Origin of the sequence: Vibrio sp. Vb0304 (genome assembly GCF_033338995.1) — a bacterium.
Lineage (GTDB): Bacteria > Pseudomonadota > Gammaproteobacteria > Enterobacterales > Vibrionaceae > Vibrio > Vibrio alginolyticus.
This window is the reverse complement of record NZ_JAWOTT010000006.1, coordinates 120589-136593: the sequence shown is the minus strand read 5'-3', so window position 1 is coordinate 136593 and position 16005 is coordinate 120589. Positions and strand designations below refer to the sequence as shown.

At 43.6% G+C, this 16005-nt stretch carries 15 protein-coding genes; 9 read left to right on the top strand and 6 right to left on the bottom strand.

Features of this window, described 5'->3' with window-relative positions; all coding sequences use genetic code 11:
* From hutU to hutC, 4 genes are all read right to left on the bottom strand, one after another.
* A complete protein-coding gene (hutU, locus tag R7P35_RS10870; RefSeq protein WP_025998636.1) occupies positions 1 to 1698 on the bottom strand; it encodes a urocanate hydratase in 1698 nt (565 codons plus the stop codon).
* Positions 1699 to 1771: 73 nt separating this feature from the next.
* On the bottom strand, positions 1772 to 2782 hold the full coding sequence (gene hutG, locus R7P35_RS10865; RefSeq protein WP_033905138.1) for a formimidoylglutamase: 1011 nt from the start codon (positions 2780 to 2782) through the stop codon (positions 1772 to 1774).
* 1 nt (position 2783) lies between these two features.
* On the bottom strand, positions 2784 to 4034 hold the full coding sequence (hutI, locus tag R7P35_RS10860) for an imidazolonepropionase (RefSeq protein ID WP_053306946.1): 1251 nt from the start codon (positions 4032 to 4034) through the stop codon (positions 2784 to 2786).
* 129 nt (positions 4035 to 4163) lie between these two features.
* A complete protein-coding gene (gene hutC / locus R7P35_RS10855; RefSeq protein WP_042521962.1) occupies positions 4164 to 4871 on the bottom strand; it encodes a histidine utilization repressor in 708 nt (235 codons plus the stop codon).
* A gap of 248 nt (positions 4872 to 5119) precedes the next feature.
* Here hutC and R7P35_RS10850 point away from each other — a divergent pair, with 248 nt between their 5' ends.
* On the top strand, positions 5120 to 5863 hold the full coding sequence (locus R7P35_RS10850) for a sporulation protein (RefSeq protein ID WP_042521960.1): 744 nt from the start codon (positions 5120 to 5122) through the stop codon (positions 5861 to 5863).
* Positions 5864 to 5869: 6 nt separating this feature from the next.
* Here R7P35_RS10850 and R7P35_RS10845 read toward each other — a convergent pair whose 3' ends face one another.
* Positions 5870 to 6847: a DUF3187 family protein gene (locus R7P35_RS10845; RefSeq protein ID WP_053303168.1), complete on the bottom strand. Its 978-nt coding sequence runs from the start codon at positions 6845 to 6847 to the stop codon at positions 5870 to 5872.
* 403 nt (positions 6848 to 7250) lie between these two features.
* Between R7P35_RS10845 and thrS the strand changes: the two genes are divergently transcribed.
* The 6 genes from thrS (at position 7251) to R7P35_RS10815 (ending at position 12126) form a co-directional block, all read left to right on the top strand.
* Complete coding sequence (thrS, locus tag R7P35_RS10840) at positions 7251 to 9179, top strand: threonine--tRNA ligase (protein ID WP_005395892.1); 1929 nt, start codon at positions 7251 to 7253, stop codon at positions 9177 to 9179.
* A gap of 3 nt (positions 9180 to 9182) precedes the next feature.
* Positions 9183 to 9734: a translation initiation factor IF-3 gene (gene infC / locus R7P35_RS10835; protein WP_080276913.1), complete on the top strand. Its 552-nt coding sequence runs from the start codon at positions 9183 to 9185 to the stop codon at positions 9732 to 9734.
* Between the two features lie 120 nt (positions 9735 to 9854).
* On the top strand, positions 9855 to 10049 hold the full coding sequence (gene rpmI, locus R7P35_RS10830; protein WP_005377932.1) for a 50S ribosomal protein L35: 195 nt from the start codon (positions 9855 to 9857) through the stop codon (positions 10047 to 10049).
* Positions 10050 to 10089: 40 nt separating this feature from the next.
* Positions 10090 to 10443, top strand: a complete 354-nt coding sequence (gene rplT / locus R7P35_RS10825) for a 50S ribosomal protein L20 (RefSeq protein WP_004727974.1) — start codon at positions 10090 to 10092, stop codon at positions 10441 to 10443.
* 189 nt (positions 10444 to 10632) lie between these two features.
* Positions 10633 to 10950, top strand: a complete 318-nt coding sequence (locus R7P35_RS10820; protein WP_005377919.1) for a heavy metal-binding domain-containing protein — start codon at positions 10633 to 10635, stop codon at positions 10948 to 10950.
* 366 nt (positions 10951 to 11316) lie between these two features.
* On the top strand, positions 11317 to 12126 hold the full coding sequence (locus tag R7P35_RS10815) for a helix-turn-helix domain-containing protein (RefSeq protein WP_005377917.1): 810 nt from the start codon (positions 11317 to 11319) through the stop codon (positions 12124 to 12126).
* On the opposite strand, the gene R7P35_RS10810 is transcribed toward R7P35_RS10815, so the two are convergent.
* Complete coding sequence (locus R7P35_RS10810; RefSeq protein WP_005377915.1) at positions 12119 to 12304, bottom strand: hypothetical protein; 186 nt, start codon at positions 12302 to 12304, stop codon at positions 12119 to 12121. The two genes, R7P35_RS10815 and R7P35_RS10810, sit on opposite strands and share 8 nt — an antisense overlap.
* A 270-nt stretch (positions 12305 to 12574) precedes the next feature.
* Between R7P35_RS10810 and R7P35_RS10805 the strand changes: the two genes are divergently transcribed.
* Complete coding sequence (locus tag R7P35_RS10805) at positions 12575 to 13363, top strand: TetR/AcrR family transcriptional regulator (RefSeq protein ID WP_005377913.1); 789 nt, start codon at positions 12575 to 12577, stop codon at positions 13361 to 13363.
* Between the two features lie 248 nt (positions 13364 to 13611).
* Positions 13612 to 15990, top strand: a complete 2379-nt coding sequence (locus R7P35_RS10800; RefSeq protein ID WP_318092078.1) for an efflux RND transporter permease subunit — start codon at positions 13612 to 13614, stop codon at positions 15988 to 15990.
* Positions 15991 to 16005 lie beyond the last annotated feature (15 nt).

Genomic DNA, 16005 nt, shown 5'->3' with positions numbered 1-16005 from the left:
TTACTTGAGCTTCTTCAGTTCTTCGTTGAGCATTGGCAAATCTAGCCCTTGCTCTGCTGCACATTGTTTAGCGATATCGTATCCCGCATCAGCATGACGCATCACGCCTGTTGCTGGGTCGTTATGCAGCACGCGGGCAATACGTTGTGAGGCATCTTCACTGCCGTCACAGCAGATAACCATACCTGAGTGTTGCGAGAAGCCCATACCTACGCCACCACCGTGGTGTAGTGAAACCCAAGTTGCGCCGCCCGCCGTGTTGAGTAGCGCGTTTAATAATGGCCAGTCTGATACGGCGTCAGAACCGTCCATCATACCTTCGGTTTCACGGTTCGGGCTTGCTACAGAGCCAGAATCTAAGTGATCTCGACCAATGACAACGGGCGCTTTAAGTTCGCCATTTTTCACCATTTCGTTGAATGCTTGACCAAGACGCTCACGATCTTTAAGACCAACCCAGCAAATACGCGCAGGTAAACCTTGGAACTGGATGCGTTCGCGAGCCATATCTAGCCAGTTATGTAAGTGCGGATTATCTGGAATTAGCTCTTTTACTTTTTGGTCGGTTTTATAAATGTCCTCAGGATCGCCAGAGAGAGCAGCCCAACGGAAAGGACCGATACCTTCACAGAATAGAGGACGAATGTAGGCTGGAACGAAGCCAGGAAAATCGAATGCGTTTTCTACGCCTTCTTCCAAGGCCATCTGGCGGATGTTGTTACCGTAGTCGAGTGTTGCGGCGCCGCGATTTTGCAGCTCTAACATCGCTTGAACTTGCACAGCCATGGATTTTTTCGCTGCTTTTACGACCATTGCTTCATCTTGCAAACGCATTTCTGCTGCGTGAGACATGCTCCAGCCTTGTGGTAAATAGCCATTGAGCGGGTCGTGTGCAGACGTTTGGTCTGTTACGACATCAGGCGTGATATTACGTTCTACCAGCTCAGAGAAAACGTCTGCTGCATTACCTAGTAGACCAACCGATACTGGTGTGTCTGACTCTTTAATGATAGCTAGCGCTTCATCTAAAGAAGTCGCTTTCTTATCGACATAGCCTGTACGTAGGCGGTAATCGATACGTGATTCATCACACTCTACTGCAATCATGGAGAAGCCCGCCATTGTACCAGCGAGAGGTTGAGCACCACCCATGCCACCAAGACCACCTGTTAGAATCCAACGGCCATTTGCGTCACCGTCAAAGTGTTTTTTTGCAACAGATACGAACGTTTCGTATGTGCCTTGTACGATACCTTGCGAGCCAATGTATATCCAGCTGCCAGCGGTCATTTGGCCGTACATCATCAAGCCTTGTTTATCGAGCTCGTTGAAGTGTTCCCAGTTTGCCCAATGCGGAACAAGGTTTGAGTTTGCGATAAGCACGCGTGGGGCATTTTTATGAGTAGGGAAAACACCAACAGGCTTGCCTGATTGAACTAAAAGCGTTTGGTCATCTTCGAGTCTTTCAAGTACTTCAACAATCTTGTCGTAACATTCCCAGTTTCGCGCTGCTCGGCCAATGCCGCCATATACAACCAGTGAATGTGGATGTTCTGCAACATCAGGATCAAGGTTGTTCATCAGCATACGAAGAGGGGCTTCGGTTAGCCAAGATTTTGCGCGCAGTTTATCTCCGTGAGGTGCACGAATTGTTCTGCTTGTATCAAGTCGTGGATCTTGTCCTTGGCGCTGTGTCATTTCAGACTCCTTTAGTTTCTCGTGATGACCAAGTACTTGCTTGGTCGTAATAATCAGTGGCATCTGGGATGCATTATGGTTTGTGCTGTTTTTCCGCCATTGCGTTGGCGATATCCCAACACAAACGGGCAGCTAATCGTGCTGTTTGACTATCGACGTCATAATTTGGGTTGTATTCGGCGATATCAGCCAGCATTAACTTATTTTTGTAATGAAGAATTCGATCTAAAAAGGGGGCAATTGTGTCGTAACTCACTCCCCGAGCTGCTGGTGCGCTGACTCCAGGTGCGGTTGCAGCAGGGAATACATCCAGATCAATAGTCAAATAGAGGTAGTCACAGTCGTCAATAAAATGCTGAAGCTGAGTTAAGTGATAACTGTGGTTTAAGTAGCAGAGCTGATTGTCCTCTACATACCAAACATTTAACGCATCTGCTTTTTCAAATAGCGCTTTAGTGTTGCTACTGCGGCTTACACCAATACAAGCGTAATGAAAGTCCCAATCGTTACGTTGACAAAAATGGTGAATTTGGTTGAAGGGTGTACCAGAGCTCGGTCTTATGTCGGCGAGGTTACTCTCGAATGCGCGCAAATCGAAATGCGCATCGAAATTGATAATGCCGATTTTAGGCTTCTTCTCTGGATGGTGCGCTTTAAAATATTCCGCTAAGCCGGAAAACGAGGCCCACGCAATCTCATGCCCACCACCCAGCACGATGACTGGCGTATGGGGCAGTGCGCTTGAAATGGTTGCTGCACATAGAGCTTGGCTCTCTTCCAGTAAGTCGTCTTCACACACCACAGTACCTAAGTCATATAGTGGGGCGTCTTGGTGCCATGCTAAATTAGCGAGTGCTCGTCGGATTAAGTCTGGCGCTTTTTTCGCGCCAATGCGTCCTTTGTTTCTCGCAACGCCAGCGTCGGTAGCAAAACCGAGTAATGAGACGCCATGCGCAACGGCACTCAACTCATCTGCTTTTTGGCGTTGAACAACGTGATGAATTCGCTGACCAAGCTTGCCGTCCTCGGCATCATGACGGCCTTGCCAATGAAATAGGGGAGAGTGTAGGTCGAATTGAGACATATTATTGGCCTCCGTGTGAAATGTATTCACCATTTACTATACGACCTACCAGACGTTTTGCTCCGACTTGATAGCTTAAATCCGCAGGGCTTTCGATATCCCATATAGAGAAGTCCGCATCAAACCCTACTTTGATTTCGCCACGTGAGTTTTGATAACCCAGAGCTTTGGCTGCATGTTGCGTTACACCACGCAGTGCTTCTTGCGGTGTAAGGCGAAATAGCGTGCACGCCATATTCAGCATGAGTGTGAGATCAGAAAATGGTGATGTACCTGGGTTGACGTCCGTAGCAATTGCCATCGGCACGTTATGCTCTCTCAACAACTCAATCGGTGGTAACTGAGTTTCTCTTAGAAAATAAAAAGCGCCAGGCAATAGAGTGGCGACGGTGTTTGATCGAGCAAGTGCTTTAACACCTTGCTCATCTAAAAACTCGATGTGATCCGCTGACAGACCGTTGTATTGCGCAGTGAGGGCTGTACCACCGAGATTAGAAAGTTGCTCAGTATGCCCTTTAACCTTTAAGCCGTGGCGTTTTGCAGCTACAAACACTTTTTCTGTTTGTTCAAGATTGAAACCAATCGATTCACAAAAAACATCGACACTCGTAGCTAATTCTTCCTTTGCGACAACAGGGATTATGTCCTGACAAATGTGCTCAATATAATCATCTGCACGACCTTGGAACTCTGGCGGAATGGCGTGAGCGGCGAGAAGTGTAGTCGTGATTTTAACTTTGCGCTCTTGTTCAAGCATTTTGGCTGCACGGAGCATTTTTACTTCATCATTCAGTGTCAATCCGTAGCCTGATTTCACTTCGACAGAAGTGACGCCGCTCGCGAGTAGCCCGTCTAAACGTGGCAACGCTAACTCAACTAACTGCGCTTCGGTTGCTGAACGCGTCGCATGCACCGTTGAAAGTATCCCACCGCCTTGTTTGGAAATTTCTTGATATGGCACGCCGCTTAAGCGCATTTCAAATTCGTTGGCACGATTGCCCGCGTAAATAAGATGAGTGTGGCAGTCGATCAAACCTGGCAGAACTAACTTGCCTTGAAGGTCGATACTCTGAGCGTAATGTTGGGCAGACAGCAGAGACTCGGTTTGCGGTTCGTCTTCACCAATTGCACAGGTGCTGATCGCAACGATTTTTCCAGATTGAATGCCAATACGAGCAGGAGACGTTGGCAGATAACCGCGCTCTCCCGACTGCATGGTGACCAGACGTGCGTTTTCAATCAGCAAATCCATGTTTGTGTCCCTGTGTTTATTTGTATCATTAAATGTATATACAAATAAATAGAGCAAAATAAGAACACTGACAAGATTGATGTTGCTAAAATGTGATCAAAACGTAGATCTAGAGGACCAATCTTGCCCTTAAATGAGCACTTTTGAGCTCAGCTTATATTTGTTACCAGGGTGATAAAGTAGGGCGGTACTGACTAACTTATCTTGGCTCCACGTTCTGCGATTCAAGAGAAGGCAAGGCTCATTGGCTTGCATTTTTAAGTCTTGCTTAATACGGCTTTCAGGCACAATTGCCTCTACAGTATGTTCTATCGCGCTGAGTGGGCAATTATCTGACAGGTATTGATTTGGAGTGATTTGTGTGAAGTCTTGATTTAAATAACTCGGGGCATATTGGCTATTCACCCAGCGGAGCTCCAATTGAATCGGCGTTTGGTCTTCATAGTGAATAATTTCACTGTAAAACACTGTCGTGCCTAGCATAACGCCGAGTTTTATCGCAATGTTGTCATCTGCTTTTATGGCAATCTGTTTGAGCACTTTACTGCCATACTTTCGCCCTCTATCGCTGACTTCTTCGGCAATGTTTCGAATGTCTAGCAGGGGAGATTCTGACTTTTCACCAGGATCACACACGAACGTGCCTAAGCGTGGGCGACGTTGTAATCGGCCCTCATTTACTAAATCCCGAATTGCTTTGTTCACTGTCATTCTACTGACACCAAATTGCTCGGTAAGCTCAATCTCGGTGGCGATGCGATGACCAACTACCCACTCTCCAGCATCAATTTTATCCAGGATAAATTGTTTAATTTGAATGTAGAGTGGTGCAGACATAATGATTTCCCTTTATTTGACTATACAAATACTGCTTAATTTAGGTACAAATTGCAAACATTTCTCGACGAATGTACCGCTTAGTGACCGAACAATCTTATTGCAGAGCTGAATGACTCTTGCTGTTGAGCATTATTTGGATTGATGATTGAATTCAAACATTTTCTTGTGGTCTATTGCTTGCACAGCAGAAAACAATTGTGTAAACAAACGATTATTAGAAGAAAAGTCGTTAAAAAAGGAAAAGTATGTTTAAAAAATTGAAAGCATCACTGGGGATCGGCTCTGCAAAAGTAGATACCATTTTGGACGAAATGAGCGTGTTTCAAGGAGCGACGCTGAAAGGGCATGTTCATGTCAAAGGCGGAGACGTCGAACAACAAATTGATGCTATTACGATTAAATTGAACACGGAAATGAAAGTCGAAGTGGATGATAGCGTAAGTTATCAAACCTTCACTATCGATCAATTGAAAGCAGTTGACCCTTTTGTGATTCAACCTAATGAAGAAAAGCAGGTTCCGTTTGAGCTAAAACTGCATGACGAAACACCAATTACTGCGGTTAGCGCACTTAAGAATCAATGTCATGTTTGGGTCGAGACGACGTTAGATATTGATTTTGCAATTGATCCGCGTGACCGTGACTATATTGAAGTGAAACCACTACCAGTAGCATCTCGGGTTATTCAAGCGATCGAGCAAGCTGGCTTCACTATGGTTAAAGCCGATGTTGAAAAAGGCTTTTTGCGCGGTGGCTCGTTTGCCTCTCGCTCTGGTATTTATCAAGAGCTAGAGTTCCGTAACAGCGGCTTTATCTCATCAAAAGAAATTGAGCTCTCTTTTATTCTGGAAGGGCAGGTCATGCATTGTTTGGCAGAGATTGACCGTTCGCTCAGCTTGGCTGGTGACCAATATCGCTCGTTTACGTTGCCGATCAATGCAACCGATGCTCAAGTCGCAGCCGCAGTTGCACCAACGCTAAATCTATAGCTCTCATCACCTTGATGAAAATATGTACCGATATCCTATTGTGAAAGCGATATCGGTACTGTTATCCATGTTTCTTGCGTTCTCTACGGCTAAAAACTCAAGCGCTGAATTTTCCATTAGATATCGATAGCCCAATACCAGTTCATTAGAGGCATCAGCAAACTCTGTGGGTCCTTCTGTTGACCCTTGATACCAATGATATTCCAACATCAGGTGATGGTTATCTTCTAAGGCATAACGGTACCCACCCGCAATGGCAATCGTATTATGTCGATAGGGCAGATCGAGCAAGGCACGGTCATCCGAGCGAAAAGTCATGCCAATCATCGAATAAAATGCATGAGCATCACTTAAGTAGCTGTAGTTTAATTGGAAGCCTTGCTCGAAACTGCTACCTTGAAAAGTGCCGTGAGCCACATCGTTAAAATACAAACTGCCGCCAATCGATAGGCCGTGATGTTCATTTTGGAACACTTGATACTGTAAGTAAGTAGATAGGTTATTGGCCAGTGTTTGTCCTTCGAAATCATCTTCAAGCACATCATATTGCGGCATTGAAATGTAAAAACGATCTCTGTCTACTTTATCCCGCCCATTTTGTCCGATACCGAAAAGTTTATGGAAGCTTTTCGTCAGTCCATCTAAATGGTTGTCAGCGGCAAAGACCCATCGATAGTTGAGCTCCAACTGCCAACGGTTGCTGACTTGCCATTTGCTGCCTAATTCGATTTGATTGTGGTAATAATCCAGTGCGTATTCATCAGTATGAGCCCAAACACTTGCCACGGTTCCTGAACCATAGGCTTCGACAAAACCATAGGGCAGACTATGTCCTGAACGCAGTATGTTGGTGTGACTAACCACTTGCATTGGGGATTGTGCGTAAGAACGCAGCGGGCCATATAAGTCATTTGATGCGAAGGCTTGCAAAGAACATATCGAGGTGCTTAGAAGCACCATAAAGCGCGATTTGAAATAGACCATGATGAATACCTATATACAAACTACTCTATAAAACAACTATATACCTAAATCGCACGTTGAGCTCTCGCCCAGCGTGTTAGGCTTTGTATCGGTTCACACGTAATAGGGGATATTGTAATTTGTTGTGTAAGTTCATTGAGGGGCAATTCCATTCATCAGCTATGCGGTCTCTTAAAAAAGCATGATCAGATTGTCGTGACGGGTCTGCGGTTAAGTTCTTATGACAAAACAAAATCGCGCTTTGCATTCTAAATGTGAGCTAGGTACAATCCCATTTTCGATAACGGTCCGGTATTCGTGTTACCGAGAGGCCTTTATTGACTCTCAACTATTTTCAACAAATAGCTTCTAATTTGAATAACATGTGTTGCTTGGTGTGCAACACCACTGTAAAGGACATAGCATGCCTATTATTACTCTTCCTGACGGCAGTCAGCGTCAATTTGACAACCCAGTTTCTACTATGGAAGTTGCGCAATCGATCGGTCCTGGTCTTGCAAAAGCAACTATCGCTGGTCGTGTAAACGGTAACCGCGTTGATGCGTGTGATCTAATTGAAGAAGACGCAAGCCTTGAAATCATCACAGTTAAAGATGAAGTAGACGGTCTAGAAATCGTTCGTCACTCTTGTGCTCACCTTCTTGGTCACGCTCTTAAGCAGCTTTACCCTCAAGCTAAAATGGCGATCGGTCCAACCATCGACAATGGCTTCTACTACGATATCGACTTAGACGAATCTCTAACGCAAGAAGATCTTGAAAAGATTGAAAAGCGTATGAAAGAGCTAGCGAAAACCAAGTACGAAGTGGTTAAGAAAAAAGTAAGCTGGCAGGAAGCGCGTGATACGTTTGAATCACGTGGCGAACCATACAAAGTGGAAATCCTAGACGAAAACGTATCTCGTGATGATCGTCCAGGCCTTTACCACCATGAAGAATACATCGACATGTGTCGTGGTCCTCACGTTCCTAACATGAGCTTCTGTCAACACTTCACTTTGCTGAATGTTGCAGGTGCTTACTGGCGTGGTAACAGCGACAACAAAATGCTTCAACGTATCTACGGTACGGCTTTCCACGACAAGAAAGCACTGAAAGCGCACCTAACTCGCCTAGAAGAAGCGGCGAAGCGTGATCACCGTAAGATTGGTAAGCAACTCGACCTATTCCACATGCAGCAAGAAGCACCGGGTATGGTGTTCTGGCATCACAATGGTTGGTCTATCTTCCGTGATCTAGAAGTATTCATCCGCGCTAAGCTAGATGAGTACGGTTACCAAGAAGTGAAAGGTCCACTTATGATGGACCGTGTTCTTTGGGAACGCTCTGGGCACTGGGACAAATACGCTGATGCAATGTTCACAACTTCTTCTGAGAACCGTGAATACGCGATTAAGCCAATGAACTGTCCAGGTCACGTACAGATCTTCAACCAAGGTCTAAAATCGTACCGCGACCTACCGCTACGTATGGCTGAGTTTGGCTCATGTCACCGTAACGAACCATCTGGTGCACTACACGGTATTATGCGTGTACGTGGCTTTACTCAGGATGACGCTCACATTTTCTGTACTGAGAGCCAAATTCAAGAAGAAGTAACAAACTGTATCAAGATGGTGTACGATACGTACCAAACATTTGGTTTCGACAACATCGTAGTGAAACTGTCTACTCGTCCAGAGAAACGTGTAGGTTCAGATGAAATCTGGGATCAATCTGAAGAAGCATTGAAGCAGTCTCTTGAATCGATGGATATCCCATACGAAATTCAAGAAGGCGAGGGTGCGTTCTACGGCCCTAAGATTGAATTCACACTATACGATTGTCTAGACCGTGCGTGGCAGTGTGGTACTGTCCAGCTAGATTTCAACCTACCAGGTCGCTTAGGTGCAACTTATGTAGGTGAAAACAATGAACGTCTTGTACCGGTAATGATTCACCGTGCGATTCTAGGTTCACTAGAGCGCTTCATCGGTATCCTTATCGAAGAATATGCTGGTTTCTTCCCAACTTGGTTGGCGCCAGAACAAGCAGTTCTTATGAACATTACTGATAAACAGTCAGGTTATGTTCAAGAAATAGTACAAAAACTACAAAAAAGTGGAATTAGAGCTAAAGCGGACTTGAGAAATGAGAAGATTGGCTTTAAAATCCGCGAACATACTTTGAAGCGTGTACCGTATATGCTTGTTGTTGGTGACCAAGAAATGGAAGCTGGCGAAATTGCAGTGCGTACTCGTAAAGGTAAAGATCTTGGTAAATTTAAAGTGGATGATTTTATTGCATACATCCAAGACGAGATCTCTAGCCGTAAGCTCAATCTGGAGGAATAAGCTATTAAAGGCGGAAGACGTGGCCAACAGCCGGTAAAACAAAACCCGCACCGTATCAACGGTGAAATTCGTGGTATTCGTGAAGTTCGACTAACAGGCGCTGACGGTGAATCAGTTGGTGTTGTATCGATTCAAGAAGCCATTGCAGCTGCTGAAGAAGCTGGTATGGATCTCGTTGAGATCAGTCCTAACGCCGAGCCACCTGTTTGTCGTGTGATGGACTATGGTAAGTTCCTCTTCGAGAAGAGCAAAACTGCTAAAGAGCAGAAGAAGAAGCAAAAGCAGGTCCAGATCAAGGAAGTAAAATTCCGTCCTGGAACTGATATTGGAGACTATCAGGTAAAACTACGCAACCTGACGCGTTTCCTTGAAGAAGGCAACAAAGTGAAAGTAACAATTCGCTTCCGTGGCCGAGAGATGGCACACCAAGACATCGGTGTTGACGTTCTAAATCGTCTTAAGGAAGATACTGCAGAAATTGCTGTAGTTGAATCTTTCCCTAAGAAGATTGAAGGTCGCCAGATGATCATGGTGCTAGCCCCTAAAAAGAAGTAATTAACGGCTCATCAAGTAATTAAAACCTAGCCGCTTTCCTTTATATAAAGGCATATGACTGGGTTTTGTTCGCCCTAATTACGTTGTTTATTAAACCTACTCAATGCGGAGTTATTCATCATGCCTAAGATGAAAACCAACAAAGGTGCTGCTAAGCGTTTTAAGAAAACTGCTGGTGGTATTAAGTACAAGCACGCTACAAAACGTCACATCCTGACTAAGCGTACTACTAAGAACAAGCGTCAACTACGTCCGAATGCAATCCTTCCAAAATGTGAAGTGGCTGCAGTAATCCGTATGTTGCCATACGCTTAATTCTTTTTAGTTATCAATCGTTTAGTTTAGGAGAAGCATAATGCCTCGCGTAAAACGTGGTGTACAAGCTCGTGCACGTCATAAGAAAGTTCTAAAACAAGCTAAAGGTTACTACGGTGCGCGTTCACGTGTTTACCGCGTAGCTTTCCAAGCAGTAACTAAAGCTGGTCAATACGCTTACCGTGACCGTCGCGCTAAGAAACGTCAATTCCGTCAACTATGGATTGCACGTATCAATGCGGCATCTCGTCAAAATGGTCTATCTTACAGCCGTTTCATCAATGGTCTTAAGAAAGCATCTATCGAGATCGACCGTAAGATCCTTGCGGACATCGCAGTATTCGACAAAGCTGCATTTGCAGTTCTAGTTGAAAAAGCGAAAGCTGCTCTTTAATGAGCAGTTTAGGATTAAGAGAAGGAGAGCATTAGCTCTCCTTTTTTATTGCTAAAATTTATACCCAAATGACTTTTAGCTTGGCTATTTAGAGTATTGTTTATCAGTCTTCTCAATTTATTGGTTAGCATCTTATGTTAGTTATAAGGTAGCTTGGGTATAAATTTTTACGTTTATAAGGGATTAAAAATGATCTACACAACGACCGAAAGCATTCCTGGCAAGCAGATCTCTGAAATCAGAGGGGTTGTAACTGGTAATGTTGTTCAATCAAAGCATATTGGCCGTGACCTCATGGCGGGTATCAAGAGCATTGTTGGCGGCGAAATTCGTGGTTACACGGAAATGATGACCGACGCGCGTGATATTGCTATACAGCGCATGGTGGCGGACGCTGAATCTAAAGGTGCCGATGCAATTGTAGGGATTCGATTTACCACAAGCTCAATCGTAGATGGTTCTTCGGAAATTTTGGCATTTGGTACTGCAGTGAAACTAGCGGACTAGTCTACTTGAATAGCATTGCAAAAATGCTAATAGAGAGCGGTGAATTATTATGCATTTACCGTTCTGTTCCTTTTAGGTTAATTATTCTAGATTTTTGTAGAGAGAATAGGTTTATATTCTCAACTTTACGTTACTATTAAAATTAATCACGATGATTTAGAGTAATTGCTTCACTTTTATTTTGCATATTATTTTATATCTATAATGAAATTGAATTCATATTGAATTTTTCATTTGTTGTGTGAATTCTCTTTTCAGTATATTAATTCATGTTTTTCTTATAAAAATATGAACTTATACCTTGCCAAGCGGTTCTAAATTGTTACAAATACTATACAGCTGTAACATTGCCAAAAGGAATTGTAGATGAGAGATCTGACTCCCGAATACTTGCTAGCCGCATTACGCCAAGCGATTAAAACAAAAGGGCTAACATATCGAGAGCTATCTGAGAAAATGGGTATGCCACTATCTACCTTTAAGAGACATCTTACAAGCACGAATCTCGCTTTAGATAAGTTGCTGGAATATTGTAGAGCGGTTGATTGCACGTTAGATGAACTACAAAAGCTCGCAAATCAATTGCAAGGTGAAGACGAGGATTACTTTAGTCGCACACAGGATGAAGTATTCTTTCAATTCCCTCACCTTTACGACTTTTATCGTGAATTGAGAATGTTACGAGGTAAAGACGGCTATTCTATTTTAAAGAAAAAGTATGACTTGTCTGAGCAGAGCATGTCCGATTACTTAAAAGCATTAGAGTTGTTGGATCTCGTTTACGTTGATGAAGATAAAAATATAACGCTGCACGGACCTTTATATTATAGCTATGCAGAGAACTCCAAGCTCAACGACAAATATACCGAAATCATAAAAGAGCAGACGACTACCCACGATAAGTGTGTTCGCGTTGCTTTGGCGCGTATGAAAATTACCGAAGAACAGCTTTTGTTACTGGAAGATCAAGTCGCAAAGACCGTCATCGATTTTCATTCCAAAAATGTTGTAGCAGAGAACTTTAATGTCTCTGATTTTACTAATATTGTTCTACTTGCTGGGCCACATCAGCCAGTCACATTCTCTGACGGCATTATTGAGACAGAGGGGCGATTTATTGATGATATTCGTTATGCCATCGCATCTGCAGGTGATAAGCCAAGCCTATCTATATAGATTTTGAGCCTTTTTTGAAGAGAGTTTCTGAAAGGGCGTTGCAAAAGAAAAAGCCTAAGACAGCAAATACTTTGTAAGTAGGGCATTCAGCGGTGTTTGCTCTTAATTCAGACTTAAAGTGTTTTGGGCTTATTTCGAATAATACCTGTTCAGCATCTACTTTCGTTATTTTTAACATGCTGATTTCCTTCGTTGTTCCTCCCAAAGCCTCTCTCGCTTCCTCTACAAAGAAACCATTCTCGTTGAACCAAGCATCCTGTAGCTACTTGGGTATGCATAATTGGTAGCTATTTATCTTCTAATTATAAATTCATACTTGAAATGTTTGTTTTTTGATCTATTATGACGAAGTGTCATTTGTGACGGTTCGTCAACTTTAGTTGCGTTCCTGTATTAAAGAATCGTGTTACAATTATTGGGAGTGTGTTGGTATACGGATCAAAGGATTATGTTTAACTTTCGCTGTAAAAAATATAGCAAGCAAGACGGATGTCGTGTGTCTTCAGGGCTAACAAAAAAGCAACAGGCGATTGCTGATCGTGAGATAGAGCTTATTCAATTGGCTAAGTCTTTAGTTCAAGAGCAAGGCTTTGCCAACTTAACGATGGACAAGCTTACAGCGTCAAGCCCTTACTCTAAAGGGACGATCTACAATCATTTTTGCAGCAAAGAAGATGTGATTCTTGCGCTTTGTATTCATTCGCTGAAAAGCGAAGCAATATTTTTCGAACGTACCGCCAAATTTAATGGCAATACCAGAGAAAAAATCATTGCGATGCATGTAGGTTATCGTATTTACGCTCGTATGGAGCCAGTACTATCAACTTGTGCGATTGTTGCAAAGACGCCTTGGGTTCTAGAGAAGGCTTCGCCTAAACGTGTGAATGAACTGAATAACTTGGAAGAACAAGTAATAGATGGTGCTGATGCGCTGGTGAACAATGCGGTAGAATGTGGTGATCTTAAGTTTTCTCCCGCAATTGGTTCTGATGCTATTGTATTCGCCAACTGGTCTATTGCATTCGGTTCAAACGCTTTGGCGCAAAATGCATCGAACAGTCGATGTATTCAGCGAATTCAAGACCCATTCTCAGTACTGCACAACGCGAATATGTTACTTGATGGTTTAGGTTGGTCGCCTTTATCTACAGAATGGGACTACCGTAAAACCTGGCGTCGAGTGGAGCAGGAGTTATTTAGTGAAGAGCTTGCTTATTTAGAGTCAGTGAATCGCTAATAAACTGGAAAGGCCAATCTGACGTTATGGTTGGCTTTTTTATCGCACTATTGTGACGAATCGTCATTAAATCTCGAAGGTTGGCGTTCAGCCAATGATCACGAGAAGCATAGGAAGTTACTAAAAACTAACTTATGTAGCCAAATTCATTCGATCTAAAGTTTGCATGTCGAGTTTGTCTGGTTATTTACAGCATTTGCTGTTTTTTAGTTTTTAAATTTGACGAAACGTCACAAAAGGAGAGTGTGATGCCACATCACAACGTTCAACAATACGCCCGTTCAGGGTGGGGTAAGCTACCAACGAATTACAGTGTATTGGTGATGCTTGCTACCGTTTTATTGATTGTCATAGCAACCATTGGAGGAAAAAATCTTTACTTTAGAGGAGATTACGACATCTTCTTTGATGGAACAAATGAGCAGTTACTTGCGTTTGATGAAATTCAAACCACCTTTGCAAAATCTGACAGTCTTGCTTTGGTTATAGCGCCAAAGAGCGGCACTGTTTTTACTCCTAGCACATTATCTCTTATTCAGCAGATCACTGACGAGGCGTGGCAAGTTCCATACTCCACCCGCGTTGATTCCCTCGCTAACTACCAGCATACCGAAGCGTTTGAAGATGATCTTCTTGTCGAAGATTTACTGTATAGCGAATATGAATTGACACCTCAACGAATAGAGAAAGTCAAAAGTATTGCGTTGAGTGAGCCGGTTTTGAAAAGTTCACTGATTTCTGAAAAAGGAGATGTCACGGTCGTAAACATTACGGTCCAACTCCCTGAAATAGATAAAACTGCTGAAGTACAAGAGGTGGTTGCTTACATAAACGGAATGATTGAGCGTTATCAGCAAGTGTACCCAGACACCGAATTCCACAAGGCTGGCATTATTGCAATGAACTACGCGTTTATGACCGCAGCCCAAGATGATAGCGCAACATTAGTGCCAACTATGTTACTAGTGATATTGGTGTTTCTGACCATCATGTTGCGCTCATTGCTTAGCGTCATCGCGACGCTCATCGTTATTATCGGCTCGGTTATGGTTACAATGGGCTTGTCAGGATGGGCTGGTATGTTCTTAAGCACGGCGACCGTTAATGTGCCTACCTTGGTGATGACGCTTGCCGTCGCAGACTGTGTACACATCATCGCGACAATGCGTCAGTCTATGCAAAACGGCTTTAGTAAAGCCCACTCTATTGAGCGAAGTATTGCGCTCAATTTCATGCCTATCTTGATTACCTCCATTACCACCGCGATCGGCTTTTTAATGATGAATATGTCGGATTCTCCAATCCTGAGAGATTTCGGCAACCTATCAGCCCTTGGCGTCATGGTTGCTTGTTTCCTTTCCATCACGTTACTTCCCGCCTTGCTTAATATCCTTCCGGTTACGGTGAAGTCGGATATTTCTGATGAAAGAAAGCACTTTATGGATCATTTAGGAGATTTCGTGGTGTCAAAGCGACATGCTTTATTGCCGTTGTCGGTGCTTGTTATTGTCGCGAGTGCGAGCTTGATTCCACTGAACAAAGTCAATGATGAATCCGTCGAGTACTTTGGCCATAGCAATGAATTTCGCCGAGCGGCTGATTTTATGGAAGAGCGAATCAGTGGCATGGCGAACATCAGTATCGCGATAAAAACCAACGAATCGCAGGGTATTGCGGATCCTAATTTTCTCAATACCGTGGGTAAATTTACTGACTGGCTAAGGTTGCAGCCAGAAACGGACCATGTTGCGACCTTGAGCGATGTTTATAAGCGCCTAAACAAGAACATGCATGGAGATGATCAGGCTTATTACTCGCTCCCTCAAGACAGAGAATTAGCGGCTCAATATCTGCTGCTTTACGAAATGTCACTACCGTATGGTTTAGATTTGAACAACCAAATCAATGTAGATAAGTCGTCGATCAAGATGGTTCTCACCGTGGAGAACTTGGGCAGCGTCGAGCTTGTTGATTTGGAAAATCGCATTTACCAATGGTTTAACGAAAACGCGCCTCAATATGATGTTGTTGCTTCTAGTCCTTCATTGATGTTTGCGCATATTGGTGAAACGAATATGGCCAGCATGCTGTCAACCTTGCCCATTACTCTTGTCTTAATCTCTGCATTACTGATCTTTGCCTTGCGTTCGTTCAAGCTTGGCTTAATTAGTCTTGTCCCGAATATTGCTCCTGCGCTTATTGGTTTTGGTATTTGGGCGCTGGTTTCTGGCGAGATAAACTTGGGATTGTCTGTCGTTGTGACATTAACGCTTGGTGTTGTTGTCGATGACGCCGTTCACTTTCTTTCTAAATATCAACACGCTCGTAAAGATAGCCACAGTGCGGAGCAAGCGGTTCGCTACGCCTTTCGCACCGTGGGGCGCGCGCTTTGGATTACGACGGTCGTGCTTGTTGCTGGTTTCTCTGTTCTGGCGATGTCGAGCTTCCGCTTAAATGCCGATATGGGACAGTTGAGTGCCATTGTTATCTTCATTGCTCTTGTTGTGGATTTCATCTTTCTACCGACTCTACTGATGTTGTTTGACAAAGGCGTTTACGACGAGGTGGAGCGCCGAAATAAGCTTAAATCAACTGACTCTCAAACCAAGACTGTTACTCAGTCATAACGAATTAAAGGATTG